Here is an 18,551-nt window from a genome sequence, read left to right as displayed (position 1 = left end):
GAGCATCTTCTGAACTGCCTTTTTGTTTTGTTTAGAAGAAAATGCTCAGGGCTGTCATCATTTCCCGGAATGAAGTGGCGTATCGATCAGGGGAGAAGGAGACGGCCATATGCTGTCTGCCCTGAATGCGTATATACTCCCTTAGTTCGTTGTTACGCATAAGGTCTACGGCTTCGGATACAGCAGCTTTGACGTTGCCAAGCGGATAGAATTTTCCCGTTCGGTTATGTGTAATAAAGGAACGTACACCATCCGAATCGGTACTGAGAACCGGACAGCCGCAGCTGATAGCTTCGGCAACGGCGTATCCAAACCCTTCAAGCAGCGAAGTCGACAGCATGATTCCTCCGGAAGCAGCCACCATGGAGTAGAATGTAGGCATCTGGGAATGGGGAACATTGATAAAGATGCCAATCCGATCTTCAAGCCCGTACTCCGCAAGCATGTGTCGAAACAAGACCTCGTCCTCTGGATTGGCCAAGGTGGGATCGTGGAACAACCATAGTCTGGCTTTCGGAATTTTTTTAATGATTTTCCTGGATATCGTCAAATATTCCCGCCAGTTTTTGTTGTGTTCGAGCCTTCCCACCCATGCAAGTACCGGATAGGGAGGGGTATCCACAGAAACTGGGGCAAAGGTATTGGTATCCAGCATATTGGGAATGACAAACCGGTGAAGCCATGGACACATATGGATGAACAGTTCCAGTAAATGATCCGTTGGAGGAATGACCGCTGCATTACAGTGGGCTTGCAGATAAGGTACTGCCATCTGGATGGTTTCCAGAGCCTGTTCACGCGTCCCAAGCCCCTGTGCTTCATAGATAATGCGTCCTTTATACCCGAGGGCTCTTAATCTACCCGGCATGGCAATATCGGAGGTAACAATAATGGCATCATAACGATGATGATGAATCAAACTGTGAATTTCCTCATCACTGGAAGTGGTGAAGACCGGCGTGCTGGCATTGTTCTGCATTCCCGAGCCAGGGTACAGATACAACACATGCGCTTCGATGCCATGGCGTTGCAGAACAGCGGTACGCAATCGGTTTAAAGTATCTACACCGCCGCTTGGAACAAAAAATGTGAATAGTACTTTCACACGGTTCACCCTCTGACTTTTGTGCAGGTGCTCATGCTCCTGTACTGTATGGTACGTTGCCCTAGAGTGCAGGGTGTGGGTGAATGAAGTGTTATTCACATTTTAGACACATATTTTTAAGCTCTCTTTTAAGTGACTTTAAGCTGCATTTAGGATACAACACGTAAGATACAAGGAACTTCCCGTGTTGACCATCTGAAGAAAGCAATGATGGCACACGGGTATTTTAACGGGAAAGGATGAATGATGTGCTCGAAGTGAAACAGGTAAGCAAAGTATTTGATGGACGGCGCGGCGTGCATCAACTGGATTTCACAATGGAGCGCGGTGAGATTGTTGGATTTTTGGGACCGAATGGTGCCGGGAAAACCACAACGATGCGAATGATTACAGGCTATTTGCATCCAAATGCAGGCTCCATTGCAGTGGATGGCATATCGGTGCACGATCAGGGCAGGAGCGTTCGTTCCAAGATCGGTTATCTGCCGGAGACACCGCCGCTTTATCCGGATATGACGGTACAGTCGTATTTGAAATTCGTTGCTATTCTGAGGGATGTCCCGACACGTGAAGTGAAATTGCGGATCAGTGAGATGGTCAGCAGGCTGGGTCTTCAAGGTCGCGAAAAGCAATTGGTTCGCGGACTGTCCAAAGGGTACAAGCAGCGTCTGGGGCTGGCAGGAGCCATTATTCACAAACCGGATCTGCTTGTGCTTGATGAACCGACTTCAGGACTCGATCCAAATCAGATTATGGAGATACGGGATCTGATCCGTGAACTGGGTGAGAATCATACAGTGCTGCTCAGTACACATATTTTGCCGGAAGTGAGCGCGCTTTGTAATCGCATGTTGATTATTAATCAGGGACAGCTCGTATTGGACGGTTCACCGCAGCATTTTGGTTCAGCGATGGGGGATCAGTTCAAGGTATCTATTGAAGTGAAGGCAACAGAGCAGCAATTACATAATGTGCTGACACCATGGGAGAAGGTACGTTGCGAAGTCATTCAAGCAGCAGATGGACAGGCTTCCACTGTTTCTGCGGATACGGTTAAAATGCTGCTTACCGGCGAATCTTCCGAAGATTTCCGGGAGGAACTATTCTACCTTTTGTCTGGTGCAGGCTTGCCGATCCTGGAGATGAAGAAAGAAAACCTCAGTCTTGAACAGATTTTCCTGAAGCTTACCACAACGGAAACGGAATCCGAAGCGGAACTGGCAACGCAGGAGACTGAAACGGATAAAGTGCAGCTCGCCAATCAGGCGACAGATGAAGAGGCCAATTTGGGCACGACGTCAGATCTGAAGCAATCGACTAGTTCCGAGAGCGCCTCATCTGATTCCCGCACAGGGGAGGGCTCCAAATGAGACGAATGATGGCGGTTTGCAATAAAGAACTGCAGGCATACTTCCTGTCACCGACCTCGTATTTTGCTTTTGCCGTATATGTACTGATGACAAGTTTGCTGTTCTATTCCAGCTTTGTGTATTACCAGCCTAGTATTGTAGATTATCGTCTGGTGCTGGGAGACACGTTATCCATGCTGCTGTTTGTGGTGCCTTTGCTGACGATGCGACTGGTGGCAGAGGAATTCCGGCAGGGAACGGACGAACTGTTGTTGACTTCACCTGCACGGGTGACGGAGATTATTTTCGGTAAATATTTGGCGTCACTCGCCATTCTTGTTGTACTTATTCTATGCAGTCTCGTTTACCCGTTTATTATGTCCTTCTTTGGTGAACTGGATCTGACATCTGTATGGTTATCTGCACTAGGTCTCTTTTTCCTGGGCGGAAGCATGATGGCGATTGGATTGTTTGCTTCCACGTTATCTCAGCACCAGATGGTGTCTGCGGTAGCCGGTTTTATTATTTTGCTCGTATTGTGGATGCTTGATTCATTTGCAGGCAATTCCGGATCTGCGTTACAGCAATGGCTGGACCCGTTTGCGTTGACGAACCGGTTTGACAGCTTCACGAAGGGTGTACTTAGCGGGCCAGATATATTGTATTACGTGACGCTCTCAGGTGTGTTTCTGCTGTTAAGCATTCAAATTGTGGAACGGAAGCGGTGGAGGTGAGAAGATGAAAAAATGGTTGAGTCATACCAACAGTACCGTGCTGTCTTTAGCGGTGATTGGCATCTTTATTTTGCTGACCCTGTTTCTGAATTCGCTTGGCGGCTTCCAACTGGATCTGACCTCGAATAAACAATATACCTTATCTGACCAGTCTCTTACTGCGATCAAAAACGTAAAAGAAGACGTCAACATTCTGGTGTTAACCGTCGAAAATGCGAATAATACGGTCTTGAACCGGGAAGTATCGGATATGGTTCAGGAATATACGAAACGCAACAGCAAACTGACGATGAAGCAATACAATCTAACGCAGGAGCCTACGCTGGCCTCCAAATATGGGATCACAGGCAGTTCCATTGTATTAGAGCAGGGCGATCAACATAAAGTTATTGATATCGCCAGTCTATTCACGGCTGTCGGAGATGGAAGCGATGGATCGTACCAGTTCACAGGTGAGGAAAAGTTGACACAAGCACTAATGAATCTGTCTTCAACGGAGATGCACAAAATGGTCTTCCTGACAGGACATGAGGAGCTTGGCCTGGATCAACTGACTACGCTGCGCTCATCTTTGGAACAGAATAATATCACGACAGAAGAACTTCAACTGAATCAGGCAGGTCAGGTTCCAGAAGATGCGGACGTACTCGCGATTATTGGGCCACAGCGGGATATTAGTGATACTGAACTCAAGGCTATTCGGACTTATCTCAGTAACGGAGGAAAATTGCTGTTATCCCTCGGTTTTCACGAAGACATGAAGTTGACTTGGAAAAATATCGATGCACTCATGACGGATTATGGTGTGGTTGATGAGCATGCAGTCATGGTGGATAATCAGCAGGCCAGCACAATGGGCCCACTGTGGGTTGTGCCGGAGTATGGCACACATGCCATCACGGATAAACTATCAGAAAGCAAACTGTACCCGATGTTATCCCTGTCTATTGCTTTGACAAGCAAAGAGCAGGATAAATACACCTTGTCGCCGCTCATTCATTCATCGAATGACAGTTATGGCGAGACGAACATTGCAGGTTTATTACAAAACGAAACAAATAACGATCCGGATCAGGATGTACAAGGTCCTGTTGAGCTTGGATATGCGGCGGATACAACAGAAGGCAAACCGAAAGCTGTAATTCTGGGTTCATCCATTTTCATGCAGGACTCGGAAATAGTGAACGGTGGTAACCGAGATTTTATTCTGAATACTGTCAATTATTTAAGTGAAAAAGAAGATGGAGTAACGATCCGACCTCGGGTGCAATCCGGTTATCAAACGGCGTACCTGGACGGTGAACAAGCCAGAACCATTTTCTTCGTGGCGATTGTCGCATTCCCGCTCATCTTTGTTATGATAGGTGTACTCTTATGGTGGAGGCGCAGACGTGTATGAAAAAATGGGTCCCAACGATTTTAGTCTTATTGGTCTTGATTATCGGGTGGGTCTATGCGGCCAGTCAAAATTATTTTCGTGAAGAGGAAGCGGAAAAGGTCAAGTTGCTCGGTATAAAGTCTGCCGATATACAGTCGATCACGATTCATGATAACAATACAGAGACATCAGGTGCATCAGCACCCTCATCTTCACAATTAGAACTAAAGAATGGCGTATGGAGTATGGTGGAACCTAAGGCCTATCCTTTGAATGGATATACGGTTAGCAGCTGGCTTGATGCCTTAAGTGCTGCGGATCAGGAACTGGTTGTAGAGGAAGAGCCGAAGGATCTCGCCAAGTATGGATTGGGCTCAGATGCAACACTGCTCGATATCCAACTAAAGGATAACCGTGAGATTAAACTGAGCATCGGTGGCCAGCTGCCAGCAGATGACGCTCGTTATGTGCGGGTAGACTCTGGGCCTGTCGTTGCAGTACAGACGGAATCCATCAGCAATATAGAACTATCACGGCAGGATCTGCTGGATACAACTCCTTTTAATCTGGATGAATCCAATGTCACTACGCTGGAATGGGAAGGTGAAGCAGCCACCTGGATGCTCAAATCTTCCTCCGAGGAGGGTGCGGCAGAGCAGACGTGGATGCTTAATGGTGAAGCGATTGAAGCTACAGATGCTGTATCTCTGATTGGCAAAATTAAAAACCTGTCCACAGCTGACGATGTGCGCAAAGCTTCTGAACTGAAGGGAACCGTGCCACGCTTTACTTTATCCGTTGAGCAGAAGGTTAATGGAGAAGCTGTTACGGATGTGTACCGAGGACTTACTATTCCATCAGAACCGGATCAGATCTGGGTAGTCACACCGGACGGTCAGTGGGCTTATCCCATGGATGCAGTTAGTCTGAAGGAAGCAGAGCAGTTTCCGAATTCGATCAAAAAATCAGAATCAGATGTAACATCTTCTTCGAGTGAAGATAATGCTGATGCGAATTCCTCCTCCACATCCAAATAAGTGAATGGCTCTTCAACATGATAATGAAGGTTCGCACTTGAATAGGAAGTAGAAGGTTATATGGAGCGGTGCTGCACTTTGTGCAAGCATCGCTTTTTTATTTTTTTTGTGTAAGAGAAATCGTTTGAGCCCAGATAAAGGAGGCTAATGTTCCATATCCTTTCAGCATATCGCTTTGTACAGAAGAGCATCCTATCCTTGTGACCAAAACCAACATAATTGGAGGATGAGACATGCCAGCAGCCAAAAAGGCGACAGCAATCAGCTTATCTTTGTCTACTGCAATCTTCGTAATGGCTGGATTGACGGGTTGTGGAACGAACACAAAAGATAACAATCTGCACACCCAAAGTGTTCGTCACGAAGTGAAAGGCATCAACCGATATGGTGTTGAGTCCAATGGGATGGATGGTATTCGTGCGAAAAGCTATCGGACGCATAACGTCAATGACCTGAAATCAAGTGACGAGCTGGCCAAACGTATTTCAGAAATGAAGGAAGTAAAGTCCGCCAGTGTTATGCTGACTGATCGTAACGCATATGTTGCAGTCCGTTTGACAGATGGTCACACTGGCAAATTGGAAAGCAAAAGCAAAGCAAACAGCACTTTGCGTAACCGGGCGAACGGAAATATGCGCACAGAAAGCTACAACCAGGATATGGGTGGGTTGCGTGTACATGGTGGTAATGGAACCATGTCTCCATACAGCACCAGCGGCATAGCCCCGGGATTGAACACGGATGCAGCTACGGATCGCAGCCACATGGGCAATGACCGCAGCATCTATGGAACCATGGGAACCGGATCTTATGGCATGATGCGTGGTCTTACTAACAGTGGCAATGCACGTACAATGAGCGAAGGTCGCTACGGGATGAAGAGTGAAACATCACGTATTGACAGCACGGATGACAACACATCCGAAGAGATTAAATCCAAAATCTCGGCGAAAATCAAACAATTTGCACCTCACGTGGAGAACGTATACGTGTCAGCTAACCCGGACTTTGTACAACATGTGGAGAGCTACGCCACAGATATTCGTAATGGCAAACCGGTTAGCGGCATGATTAACACGTTCCAATCGATGGTTGAACGTATTTTCCCAACGAATGCGTTGAACACAAATCACCGTGACGGCGTGCTTGATGATGGCATCATGAATCGTAACAACAACGATGGCATGATGAACCGCATGAATCGGTAATTTAGGTTGAACAATATGCCTTTGCGCTGATGGTCAACATTAGTCGCAGGGGCATGTTTTTTTTAAAAGGAATATTGATAATAACGATTAAGAAAATGATACATAGTATGCTTATATGAGACTAAGTCCAAATTGACGATTTCGGTTTATTAAGTTTGTACCCACATAGCGATATTCATTCAAATTGCAATTCACTGCCCATTTTTTTGATAAAACTGAACCAACGCCCTTGACCTAACATAAGATGAGTTGACTGTATCCCCTTAACCTTGTTACACCAACACAACCCAGGCAAGGAGGGGTGAACATTGAAGGGTATCGATCATAAAAGCAAATTTCTGTTGACCCACCGTGAACGCGAAGTATTCGAATTACTGGTTCAGGACAAAACGACGCGTGACATCGCAGGGCAGTTATTCATCAGCGAGAAAACGGTGCGCAACCATATTTCGAATGTGATGCAAAAACTCAATGTTAAGGGTCGTTCGCAAGCAGTTGTAGAGCTGATTAAGCTCGGAGAACTGAAGATCTGACGCGATACTGCACAGTTGATTGAAGCAGCATGAAAGTCTTTTTCTATTCTTCATGATGAAGAATGGGGAAAGGCTTTTTTGTTTAGGTGGAAAGCAAAAACAAGCGAATTCCTAAAGTGAAGGAATTCGCTTGTTTTGAATAGATATTCTCAGAAGTCTGGATTCAGAAGCTGCTGATTGCAGTCCGCTATTCTGATTAGCTCAGATTTTGGATAGCCTAGCCGCTTTGTCTTTTCGCAGCACCACCTACAGGAACAATGTATTTTGCCTTTGGCAAAAATCCCTTCGAACTTGTAGGACCAACCGTACCGTACAGCAAGCTGTTTTTTTCGTTGAATAACACGCTTTCTGTGATGCCTGTAATAGGCTTGATTTCTTTGCTGAGATTTCATAGATCATCACGCTCCCTTGGGAAAAGGCTCAGCCCGCAGAAATTCCAAGGGTACAGATTGCTACGGGCAGAGCGTGATGGGAATCACAACCGTAATCGTAATCGTAATCGTAATCGTAATCGTAATCGTAATCGTATATGACATAAGGGTTCACCTACATATGGTTATTGGAATGCAACTCAATAAAGGATCTCCATTGTTTCTTTGAAAAAGGCTGATAGAAGAGCTGCTCCAATTTCCCGTATTGTGTTTCATCTAGATGCAGATAGAGTGCTTTTTTCGCAATTTTGGCAGCAGGTTGGAAGGAAGATTTTGTACCGCCAGTTTTACGTTTGATTGGAATATGAAACTGCTGCAAGTCTGCGAGGCTATTCCAACCTTCCCAGCTCAGTCGCGCTCCGCGCTTCCAGTCGATGGCATAGAGGGCATAGTATTTATGAGCTTCAGTCTGTTTTATGGCAATAATCCAGGTGGAAGGAATCATTTTTTGACGTTGTCGTTGATTCATCGAGTGTACTCCTTCCTTAGAAATGAAATGTCCACATTCACTTCAAGGTTTATCTCCAATATAAGCGGAATCCCATTCCTTAATCAAGAAGATCCCTTTTTTAAAAATTTCATCATACATACCGTTAGTACATGGTTAAAATCCTCTTGATTTGCAACAACGTATTGATTAAAATAAAAATATAAAAATAATTTTCTTTATTTATAATAAATTAATAAAAATAATTTTCATAAAAGGAGAACTCATGGCAGCCATACTACATGCGTTGCAGCAAGAGCTGAATGAACTTCCATCTCAGGAACGACGAATTGCAGAGGTGATTTTACAGTCTCCATCTGATATTCCTGGCTGGACCATTAACCATCTTGCACAGCAAAGCGGAACAAGTGCGGCTACGGTAACCCGCTTTTGCAAATCATTCCATTTCAAAGGTTTTCCTGATTTCAAAATGAAGCTGGCTGCAGAATTGTCCCATTCCACCAATGAAACAGCATATCAGGATATCGTGGCAGGTAATCCTTTATCCAAAATTGTGGAAGCCATTGAAGCCAATCATCTTGCATCCATTGCGGACACCACCCGTTTGCTGGATCTAGGAAGGTTGGAGCATGCAGTTCAGTTACTATGTCATGCCCGTCGTATTGATCTCTACGGTGTCGCAACCTCTTCCATTGTTACGCAGGATTTCTATCAGAAACTTGTGCGGATTGGCAAAAGCTGTACTGCCTTCTCGGATTCACATATGCAAATTACGTCGGCTTCTTCACTGGGTGAGGGAGATGTGGCGATGGCGGTATCTTATTCGGGTGAAACACCGGAGACGATCGATGCCTTGCATTGTGCCAAAAAGGCTGGAGCTTCTACCATTTCACTGACATCCTATGGCAATAACAAACTTGCGGCGGTGTCGGATATTCCGCTCTTTACGTCTTCACTAGAAGAAGGCATGAGGCGGGGGGATATGGCTTCACGTATTGCACTGCTGCATGTCGTCGATATTCTGTTCACGGGCATGGTTAGTGCCGACTTTGACCGTTTTATCCCCAAATTGGAACAATCGTATCACAATGTACAGTCTTATCGAGTTCAACATAACGGAGGTGCCTAAGAAGATGAATATACGTATTTTTGAAAATGAAGAAGATTTGAACGCAACGGGTGCAGGTGTGATTGCCAGTTTGCTACAAACCAAACCCCGGGCTGTACTGGGACTTGCGACTGGAAGTTCTCCTGTGGGTATCTATAAACAGCTTATTGCTTTGTATCAAAAAGGTCTGGTCAGCTTTGCGCAGGCATCTTCCTTCAATCTGGATGAATATGTCGGTCTTCCTGTAGAACATCGCGAAAGCTATCGCAGCTTTATGAATGAACAATTGTTTTCCCATATTGATATCGATCTCGCCAGAACTCAAGTGCCGGATGGGCAGGCTTCGGATTTGGGTGAGGAATGTATTTCCTATGAACAACGGATTGATGATCGTGGGCCTGTAGATCTGCAGCTGTTGGGTATTGGACATAATGGTCACATTGGCTTCAATGAACCCGGAACCGAGCTCACAGGGCGAACACATGTGGTGGATCTCAAAGAAGAGACAAGAAAAGCAAACGCACGCTTTTTTAATAGTATTGATGAAGTTCCGACTCAGGCGATCACGATGGGTGTAGGTACGATTCTAAAAGCCAAACAAATCTTGCTGATCGCCCGTGGTGAGGAAAAAGCCGAAATTATTCGTGAAGCCTTTATGGGGCCGATTACAACACAATGTCCCGCTTCGTTGCTGCAATGTCATCCCAATGTGGTGGTATTGCTGGATCGTGCTGCTGGGAGGTTGGTGAAATGAACGTAGAACCTATGGAAAACCAGGAGCAAGAGAGTGAAAAAACCATTTCCCTTCTTCGAGGTAAAATCGTACTGCCCGATGGTGTAATGGAGGATGGTGTACTTGTCTGGACAGATGGGAAAATCCTTTATGCTGGCGCACCTGAGGGATTATCTGAACAGATTCGCCGTGAAGCCGTATCTGTGCCTGTTTCCAAGCATGGCGTCATTGTGCCTGGATTTATAGATATCCACGTACATGGTGGTAACGGAGAAGATTTCATGGACGCGAGTAAGGAAGTGTTGGATAAAATCACTTCATTCCACAGCACACAGGGAACTACTGCAATGCTCGCAACGTCCATGACAGCGCCCAAAGACAGTCTCGATCGGGTATTGTCTGAAGTGGACAGCTATCGTTCCGGTGACATGCCTTTTGCACAGTTGGAAGGTGTACATCTGGAAGGCCCGTTTTTCAGTCCTAAGTGGCCCGGCGCACAAAATCCGGATCATATCGTGTTGCCTAATGTTTCCTGGCTCGAAGCTTGGGAAAAGCAATATCCGGGCCTGATTCGTCAAGTCACCCTGGCGCCGGAACGTGAGGGAGCGCTCGAAGTCATTTCGTGGCTGTGTGAGCAGCGAATTACAGCGGCATTAGGACATACAGATGCGACGTATGAAGAAGTACAACTTGCGGTCGAAGCCGGGCTGCACCATGCCGTGCATACATTCAATGCGATGACACCGCTGCATCACCGCAATCCCGGAGCTGCCGGCGCAGTGCTTAGTGATTCCCGCATCAGTGCAGAGGTCATTGCAGACGGTATCCATGTGCATCCGGCGGCGATGTCTATTTTGGCTCAACTGAAAGAACAAGCAGATCAGCTTGTGTTAATCACAGACGCGATGTCTGCTACCGGGCTGGATGATGGTGAATACAAAATTGGCGATCTGCCTGTGATTGTTACGGAGGGTGTGGCACGTTTGAAAGACGGAGGCGCACTGGCAGGAAGCACGCTCACGATGATTCGTGGTTTCCGCTATCTGGTACAGGAAGTGGGCTTGAGTCTGAATGCAGCCTCACGCGCAGCCAGCCTGACGCCGGCACGTCTGCTCGGCATTGATCACAGAACGGGTTCCTTTGCTAAAGGAAAACAGGCGGACGTCGTTTTGCTGAATGGTGATTTGAAAATTGAGGAAGTGTGGGTGAAGGGCAGACGAGTCGGCGGTTAATTCTACATCTGTACTGTTGTCGTGTGCCTCAACAGGCAATAGCTTGCGTAATGTGTTAAAATAGATCTCAAAAAAGCCGGGATCTGCGGATCACGCATTACGGAGGCGTGAAACATGGAACGTAACGCTATGCTCGAATTCGACCCGTTCATCACAGAGCTGGCGGAAAAGCTGCACGTACACGGATATTATGCCTTTTATGGCGAGCACTACAATGAGACCGATATGGAGCAGTACCGTAGACACCTGTTCACCTCATTCAGCAATATCGTATGGGTGGAGCTGGATGCACGCAAAAAGTATATGATTGTGGATCATCGTGGACGCAACACGGTTATGAAGTTAATCGACGGTATGCTGAACACCCGTAGAACGCTGCGGGCCAATCTGGCGATGGCTGGTACAGACACCTCCGAAGTCCAGCAGGAAATCACGCACATGATGCAGCTTGTGCATATGCTAAATTTCACAACCTTCCGCTCATAAGTGGAGGATACAACGTGCTAGGTTCGTTAAAAGGTAAATAACGATTAGACGAATGAGTGTAACTGTCTCAATTGATGAGCAAAAAGAGGAGTCCTGTCATGAATATGGCAGAACTCCTCTTTGGTATATCACATATATGACCAATAGCGTAGCCTAATGCCTGCATGCGGAAAGCTATCATTTTACACCGGTCCTAAAGTTATACCTAATCTACTATCCAATTTTAAATCTCACTTACGCATAGAATTCACTTTTCTCGAATAAAAACGACGACCTCTAGGGCCGTCGTTTCTTTGTTGTATCTACCTACTACCCTTCATTTGTAAAGTAGGTTCAATCTTAAAATCAGTCATGGAAAAGCTGCAACGTAGTGAAGGAGACGAAATCGATTCTGAAGAAGCGAAGCGTTCGCCTAAAAGCTTTCTGCAAGAAAGCTACTTCGGAAGCATATGCTATCGTCGGATTTTACCCTTTGAGAAGGGGAATCCAAAAAATCCGACGATAACAGCGATCGAAAGAACGATTCGTATCCGTAACGGCCACTTCGCACGCTGACCAGCACTTATTTTTGAAATGAACTAAACTTTACAAACTTTTTAAAAACTGAACAATCGTCAACAACCCTTTATCAAAGTTCTCCAGGTTGAAATGCTCATTCGGTGCATGCAGATTCTCATCTGGCAAACCGAAGCCCATCATAACAGCCGGAATACCAAGCACACGCGAAAGTTTCTCCACGATCGGAATGGAGCCGCCGTCTTTCGTAAACAGGGCACGAACGCCGTACACTTGCTCATAGGCATCAGCCGCTTTTTGTAGTACTGGATCGGATGGATCAGTATTGAACGCAAAGGCTTTCTCGATCTGTTTCACATGCAGCGTTGCGCCTGGTTGAATATGAGCGCGCAGATGTGCCTCGATACGGTCCAGCACCTGCTGTGGATCTTGATCCGCAACAAGACGGCATGTAATTTTGGCATGAGCTTCCTTCGGAATAACGGTTTTGGTGCCTTCACCTTGGAATCCGCCCCATACGCCATTCAGTTCCAGCGTTGGACGTGCGCCAACACGTTCAACGAACGAGTAGCCTTCTTCTCCATACAGTTGCTCCAGTCCGAGGTCTTGACGAAGCTGCTCTTCATTGAAGCCTTGCTTCACGAACTCTTCTCTCATCTCAGGAGAGAGCGGCAGAACGCCATCATAGAAACCGTCTACGCTCACGCGGCCTTGCTCATCATGCAGCGTAGCGAGCAGGGATACCAATGCGTGCAGTGCGTTCGGTACACCGCCTCCAAATGAACCGGAGTGCAGGTCCGTGTTGGCAGTGTTCAGATCCACTTCGAGTGAGCAAAGACCACGCAGACCTGTGGAGATCGCCGGTTTTCCTTTTTCGAGAAGGGACGTATCCGAGATTAGTACCATGTCTGCACGCAGCTTGTCTGTATTGTCATTCAGATAGATCGGCAGGTTCGGGCTGGAGATTTCCTCTTCGCCTTCGATGCAGAATTTCACATTAACGGGAAGTTCCTTGTTTTCGGCAAGCAGTGCTTCAACCGCTTTGATATGTAAGAAGATTTGTCCTTTGTCATCCGTAGCACCACGTGCAAACAGTTTGCCGTCACGAACGGTAGGTTCGAATGGAGGTGTTTCCCACAGGTTAAGCGGATCGACAGGTTGTACATCATAGTGTCCATAGATCAGTGCAGTTGGTTTGCCGGGTGCATGCAGGTGATCTGCATATACAATCGGATGTCCCGCTGTTGGAATAACCTCTACATTTTCCATACCTGCACGAGTGAGTGCATCTGCAGCCCATTGTGCAGCCCGGTTAATATCCTCTTTATGCGTTGAAATGGCTGAAATACTTGGAATGGATAACCATTCGTTCAATTCTGCCAGGTGTTTCTCTCTATTTTCTTGAAAATAAGTTTGTTCCTTCATTAAAAGGCCTCCTTCATGTTTTGCTTTATCCTATTGTAATCCATTTTGATGCGTTAATAAAACATTGGTTAAAAAATGATCTGATACATACCGTTTCATTCCCCTGGAAATTATGCGTATAATACAAGAAACGGATTTCATCCATATATTCTCATGTAAATCATTCCGCAGGGGAGTTGAGGAGTTCCCATGACAGTCAGACCTTACGCAAACAGGCAGGTGAGCGCTAATGGAACCAGTTAGGAAGGGAAGACCCTCCAGCAGACTCACGCGTTGGCCAGGGTTAACCACAGGACGACATAAAGGGCGTTTTTATCGAAATAGTTTGATGCTTATTTTGCTGATTGCCAGCATTCCCGGACTGATTACAGGCATCGTGATGTACCAGTTGGTCGTTGGCCGGATGGAAAATGAATTTAATCAGATGCACCAAAGCCAGATTGAGAACCGGGCGCGCAACGTGGACGACCAACTCGCTTATCTGGAGATGACCTTGTCCCATTGGGCTTTTGAACCCAGGTTTGGCAATGTGCTGCGAACGCTGGATTTTGTGTATTATTTCAACGAAACACAGGAGATCGTCACCACACTGTACGTGCTGCAAGGCTCTCATCCGCTCATCAAATCCGCGCAGCTATATTTACAGGAACCGAAACCGATTTTGTTTAACCGGGATTATAACGAGTTGAAGGATGATGCAAAAATACAGGCCTACAACCGTTATCTGACGATGGGCAACCATGTGTATTGGACAGACTGGATTGCGAGCCAAAGCAGTGATAAAGCATCTCAAACGAATGATAGTATACTGCATACCGATCCGGGTAATGCAATGGTTCTTGTACATAAGATTCCGGGTGAAAGCATTAATCCATTTGGTGCGCTGATCATTACGCTGGATAATGAGAAAGTCGCCAGTTTGTTGAAAACGCTTACTCCTTATGATGAAGGGTTAACGTTCCTCATGGACCAGCAGGGCAATACACTGGTTACCGGTAATCCGGTAGCAGGGAAGGCTGACCTTGCTTTTGAGCAGCAGCTTAAAGAAGAAATTGCCATGAATTCAGACGCGCATTCCTTTCTTTTCAAATATGAGGACGAAACTTATTCGGTGTCCTATGGATCATTGAGTCGGATTGATTCGGACTGGACATATGTCTCCGCAGCTCCGCTGACATCGGTGACCTCGCCCGTGAAACTCGTATCCAAAATTATTGTCATTGCGAGTGCAGGGAGTCTCATCCTTGGGCTGGTGTTATCCTGGTTTGCTTCACGCAAAATATACTCCCCCGTAGCAAGGATGCTCCATTTATTGACGCCGGGCAGGAATGAAGCGACAACAGACACCAGGCTGGATGAATTCCAGCTGTTGGAACAACAGTGGAACGAATTGACTTCGCAGAGTCTGACCGCCCACCGGCAATTGCAGGAGCAGCTTCCCCATTTGCGGGATAGTTTTGTATTACAACTGGTGCAGGGGCATCTGTATGCCTATAATGAGCAGGATCTTCAGCAGCGGATGAGGAATCTTGGGTTTGAGGTGGACGACCAGCAGTTTTTGCTGCTTCAGATGTATTTTACGGGCTATGCCCAGCTGCAGGGGAGATTTGGGAGCCAGGACACGGGGCTGGTTACCTTTGCGGCGGTTAATATCATTGAAGAAGTTGCCAAAAATTATTTTGGTCAAATTAGTGTAATGAACTTTCACGACCTGTCTTCAGCCATGCTTGTGATTGCACCTGAGGACGAGCCTGTGAAGTCACAAGCATTGTTATGGGGTCAGGAATTGGTGGAGGTCATTGGTCAGACATTGAGAATGAACGTGACCGTGATGGTGAGCCGCCCGGCCGCTTCTCCTCAGGAATTGCCGGGATTATTCATGGAGATGGAGCAGGCGGTTGCCTATCGCAGCGTGGAAGACGGGAGCCAGATTCTTGATCTGGAGGATGAGCAATGTTTCCGCAGAAAGGAAGGAGCCTCGTACCCATTGGGGCTGGAACGTGAGATCCTTCAGGCAATTAGACTTGGGAAGAAAGATGAGGCTGAGCGCGTACTGGAGCAATTTATGGCCGAGATCACCCGAGCGGGCAGTTCCGAATTCCAGGTGCAGCAGATGATGCTTCAATTGCTGGGAAGTATTCAGCATATGATGCTGCAGACTGGGGTAACGCCTTACAAGTTGTTTGGTGGTTGCAACATGTATGAGCGCTTATCCACGATTCGCGAACCAGCACAAATGATGAAATGGATGATCGGAGAAGTATTGCTGCCATATGTGCAGGAGATTGAGATGCGATCCCAGGAGCCGCTGAAGCAGGTAGTGGAACGTACGATGTTGTTTATTGATGAGAATTATAGAAACGAACTTTCCCTGGAAGGCTGTGCAGATGCGGAGCAGATGACCCCTTATGCATTAAGCAAGGCATTCAAGCAAGTTTCGGGCATGAATTTCATTGATTATTTAACACGGGTTCGAATGGATGCTGCGAAGCAATTGCTGCGTGAGACTACGATGAAAATCAATGATATCGCAGGCGCTGTTGGATACCAGCACAGTTACTTTAACCGGATTTTTAAGAAACAGGAAGGTTTGACGCCGAGCCAGTATCGGGATCAATGGCTGGGTAAATAAATGTCCATAAGACTTCATCATTGACCGGAATCCCGCTTCATGGGATTCCGGTTTTTCATGTTTCACCTCGGAAACAAAGAAGGATAATGCTGCAAAAATGTGCAATAACTTCTGCCCAAATATGTCCAAGTCGAATTAGAAATGGCGTTATAGCGGGCTTTCAGACCACTTTGCGCAACCATGCAAAAAATGAAGGTTGCCGGAAACAAGGCAGCTGTATAGTCTGAAAAACAGATCAATTGATAACGCTTACATTAATAAGGAGGGGAGACATCATGAACGGGAAGACGGACTGGAATGGAAATGGCGCTACAGCAGCTCAAGTGGAAATGGCCGCATTGCCGATGAAGCGGGAGTCCAACTGGAAGAGGCAGTTCAAACGAAATAAATGGCTGTACGTGCTTGTGCTTCCCGGATTTTTGTACTTTGTCATTTTTAAATACTTGCCCATGTGGGGGATCGTTATTGCCTTCCAGGACTATCAGCCTTTTCTGGGCATTCGCGACAGTCAATGGGTGGGCATGGAGAACTTCACGAATTTTTTCTCCAATCCGGATTTCTTTCGATTACTGAGGAATACGCTCGTTCTTGCCCTATATGATCTTATATTCTTTTTCCCGGCACCGATTATTATCGCTTTGTTACTCAATGAAATCCGGGTCGCTTTCTTCAAAAGAACGATTCAGACGCTGGTCTATGTACCTCACTTTGTTTCCATGGTCATTATCGCGAGTATCACTTATGTATTCCTGACTCCGCAAGGTGGGGTACTCTATGACCTGATCTCCTGGATCACAGGCAAACCGATCGATGTATTGGCAAGTCCAGGGGCATTCCGTCCGCTCATTATTGTTCAGATGATGTGGAAAGAGATGGGCTGGGGAACGATTATCTTCCTGGCGGCACTGGCAGGTGTGGATACAGAGCAGTATGAAGCTTCCATTGTGGATGGTGCAGGTCGTTTGCGGCGCATGTGGCATATCACGCTTCCAGCGATCCGTACGACCATTGTTATCTTGCTCATTCTCAGGCTTGGGAACTTCCTGGATACCGGATTCGAACAAATCTATCTGATGACCAACTCGCTGAACCGTGATGTAGCAGATGTATTTGATACGTATGTATACACCGTCGGGATTACGCAAGGTGCATTCAGTTATAGTACCGCGGTTGGGTTATTCAAGTCTGTGGTCGGGATTATTCTGGTGCTGGGCAGCAACAAACTGGCCAAGAAATTCGGGCATCCCGGAATCTACTAAGCGTGTGTTGACATCCATTCATAAGGAGGAAATCGCCCATGAACAGCCGTCTATACAACAGCCCTGCCGGCAGAGTATTTGATATTTTCAATTACGTCATGCTGGGGATTCTGGGCATATTAACCGTCCTTCCTTTCCTGTATATTATAGGAAATTCATTCGCGACCGAAGCCGAGATTACCGAACGCAGTTTTTTCCTTATTCCTAAGGTGTTTTCATTCAGTGCGTATGAGTATATTTTTTCCTCGTCCACCATCTTCCGCAGTATAGGGGTTTCAATATTTGTTACGGTTGCAGGTACATTGGTCAATCTCTTCTTCACGCTGACGATGGCTTACCCGCTGTCCCGAAGTGACTTCTGGGGCCGGAATGTCATGATGAACATGGTGATTTTCTCTATGCTATTTGGCGGCGGGATGATCCCGACCTATCTCGTCATTCGTGTACTTGGACTTCTGGATTCCTATTGGGCCCTCATGCTTCCTGGCGCGATCAGCGCTTTTAACTTAATTGTTGTCAAAAACTTCTTTCAACAAATGCCGCCAGGGCTGGAGGAAGCGGCCCGCATCGACGGTTGTTCTGATCTAGGGGTACTGTGGCGAATTGTTCTGCCATTATCCAAACCAGTGATTGCCACATTTGCGTTATTCTACGCCGTAGGGCACTGGAATAACTTTTTCTCGGCACTCCTGTATATCTCCGACAGTGACAAATGGCCACTGCAAGTCATGCTGAGACAGATCGTATTGCTCTCGCAAGCCAGTGTCGGAGATATGGCGAACATGGACCCTAATTTTGTACAGCCACCAGAGCAGTCGATCAAAATGGCAGTTATCGTCGTAGGCACTATTCCGATTTTGCTGGTTTATCCGTTTTTGCAGAAGCATTTTGCCAAGGGTGTCATGTTAGGTTCAATCAAAGGCTAAAGCCAAGGGGG

At 46.5% G+C, this 18,551-nt stretch carries 17 protein-coding genes; 14 read left to right on the top strand and 3 right to left on the bottom strand.

The window, feature by feature from the left end:
- Window positions 1–31: 31 nt before the first annotated feature.
- Window positions 32–1,105: a glycosyltransferase family 4 protein gene (locus G3352_RS26525; RefSeq protein ID WP_345940809.1), complete on the bottom strand. Its 1,074-nt coding sequence runs from the start codon at window positions 1,103–1,105 to the stop codon at window positions 32–34.
- 239 nt (window positions 1,106–1,344) lie between these two features.
- On the opposite strand from G3352_RS26525, the gene G3352_RS26520 reads away from it, so the two are divergent.
- The 6 genes from G3352_RS26520 to G3352_RS26495 all read left to right on the top strand — a co-directional run bounded on the left by G3352_RS26520 (window position 1,345) and on the right by G3352_RS26495 (window position 7,344).
- Window positions 1,345–2,475, top strand: coding sequence for an ABC transporter ATP-binding protein (locus G3352_RS26520; RefSeq protein WP_163761141.1), 1,131 nt, complete (start codon window positions 1,345–1,347; stop codon window positions 2,473–2,475).
- On the top strand, window positions 2,472–3,188 hold the full coding sequence (locus G3352_RS26515) for an ABC transporter permease subunit (RefSeq protein WP_076290830.1): 717 nt from the start codon (window positions 2,472–2,474) through the stop codon (window positions 3,186–3,188). Before G3352_RS26520 ends, G3352_RS26515 begins: the two co-directional genes overlap by 4 nt.
- 4 nt (window positions 3,189–3,192) lie before the next feature.
- The gene (locus G3352_RS26510) at window positions 3,193–4,587 is read left to right on the top strand and encodes a GldG family protein (RefSeq protein WP_163761140.1); all 1,395 of its coding nucleotides are present in this window, start codon (window positions 3,193–3,195) and stop codon (window positions 4,585–4,587) included.
- Window positions 4,584–5,603 carry a DUF4340 domain-containing protein gene (locus G3352_RS26505; RefSeq protein ID WP_163761139.1) on the top strand — a complete coding sequence of 340 codons (1,020 nt, stop codon included), beginning with the start codon at window positions 4,584–4,586 and terminating at the stop codon, window positions 5,601–5,603. The genes G3352_RS26510 and G3352_RS26505 overlap by 4 nt, the downstream gene beginning before the upstream one ends.
- A gap of 233 nt (window positions 5,604–5,836) precedes the next feature.
- Window positions 5,837–6,811, top strand: coding sequence for a YhcN/YlaJ family sporulation lipoprotein (locus G3352_RS26500; RefSeq protein WP_163761138.1), 975 nt, complete (start codon window positions 5,837–5,839; stop codon window positions 6,809–6,811).
- A gap of 308 nt (window positions 6,812–7,119) precedes the next feature.
- Window positions 7,120–7,344 carry a helix-turn-helix domain-containing protein gene (locus tag G3352_RS26495; RefSeq protein ID WP_017692532.1) on the top strand — a complete coding sequence of 75 codons (225 nt, stop codon included), beginning with the start codon at window positions 7,120–7,122 and terminating at the stop codon, window positions 7,342–7,344.
- Window positions 7,345–7,890: 546 nt separating this feature from the next.
- Here G3352_RS26495 and G3352_RS26490 read toward each other — a convergent pair.
- Window positions 7,891–8,244, bottom strand: a complete 354-nt coding sequence (locus G3352_RS26490; protein WP_163761137.1) for a hypothetical protein — start codon at window positions 8,242–8,244, stop codon at window positions 7,891–7,893.
- 244 nt (window positions 8,245–8,488) lie between these two features.
- Here G3352_RS26490 and G3352_RS26485 point away from each other — a divergent pair, with 244 nt between their 5' ends.
- From G3352_RS26485 to G3352_RS26465, 5 genes are all read left to right on the top strand, one after another.
- Complete coding sequence (locus G3352_RS26485; RefSeq protein WP_163761136.1) at window positions 8,489–9,352, top strand: MurR/RpiR family transcriptional regulator; 864 nt, start codon at window positions 8,489–8,491, stop codon at window positions 9,350–9,352.
- A 4-nt stretch (window positions 9,353–9,356) separates the two neighbouring features.
- Window positions 9,357–10,085, top strand: a complete 729-nt coding sequence (nagB, locus tag G3352_RS26480; protein WP_163761135.1) for a glucosamine-6-phosphate deaminase — start codon at window positions 9,357–9,359, stop codon at window positions 10,083–10,085.
- Window positions 10,082–11,296 carry an N-acetylglucosamine-6-phosphate deacetylase gene (nagA, locus tag G3352_RS26475; protein WP_240343231.1) on the top strand — a complete coding sequence of 405 codons (1,215 nt, stop codon included), beginning with the start codon at window positions 10,082–10,084 and terminating at the stop codon, window positions 11,294–11,296. Before nagB ends, nagA begins: the two co-directional genes overlap by 4 nt.
- 114 nt (window positions 11,297–11,410) lie before the next feature.
- On the top strand, window positions 11,411–11,782 hold the full coding sequence (locus tag G3352_RS26470; protein ID WP_053783145.1) for a hypothetical protein: 372 nt from the start codon (window positions 11,411–11,413) through the stop codon (window positions 11,780–11,782).
- A gap of 351 nt (window positions 11,783–12,133) precedes the next feature.
- A complete protein-coding gene (locus tag G3352_RS26465) occupies window positions 12,134–12,337 on the top strand; it encodes a hypothetical protein (RefSeq protein ID WP_163761134.1) in 204 nt (67 codons plus the stop codon).
- 30 nt (window positions 12,338–12,367) lie between these two features.
- Here G3352_RS26465 and G3352_RS26460 read toward each other — a convergent pair whose 3' ends face one another.
- On the bottom strand, window positions 12,368–13,723 hold the full coding sequence (locus G3352_RS26460; protein ID WP_163761133.1) for a dipeptidase: 1,356 nt from the start codon (window positions 13,721–13,723) through the stop codon (window positions 12,368–12,370).
- 229 nt (window positions 13,724–13,952) lie between these two features.
- Between G3352_RS26460 and G3352_RS26455 the strand changes: the two genes are divergently transcribed.
- The 3 genes from G3352_RS26455 to G3352_RS26445 all read left to right on the top strand — a co-directional run bounded on the left by G3352_RS26455 (window position 13,953) and on the right by G3352_RS26445 (window position 18,540).
- Entirely contained in the window at window positions 13,953–16,355 is a 2,403-nt protein-coding gene (locus G3352_RS26455) for an AraC family transcriptional regulator (protein WP_163761132.1), read from the top strand.
- A 329-nt stretch (window positions 16,356–16,684) separates the two neighbouring features.
- Complete coding sequence (locus G3352_RS26450; protein ID WP_205525079.1) at window positions 16,685–17,614, top strand: ABC transporter permease; 930 nt, start codon at window positions 16,685–16,687, stop codon at window positions 17,612–17,614.
- Window positions 17,615–17,652: 38 nt separating this feature from the next.
- Entirely contained in the window at window positions 17,653–18,540 is an 888-nt protein-coding gene (locus tag G3352_RS26445) for a carbohydrate ABC transporter permease (protein WP_163761131.1), read from the top strand.
- The last annotated feature ends 11 nt before the right edge of the window (window positions 18,541–18,551 follow it).

This window comes from Paenibacillus sp. ALJ109b (assembly GCF_010747435.1).
In the GTDB taxonomy this organism is placed as follows: domain Bacteria; phylum Bacillota; class Bacilli; order Paenibacillales; family Paenibacillaceae; genus Paenibacillus; species Paenibacillus taichungensis.
This window is presented reverse-complemented; position numbering and strand designations above follow the sequence as displayed.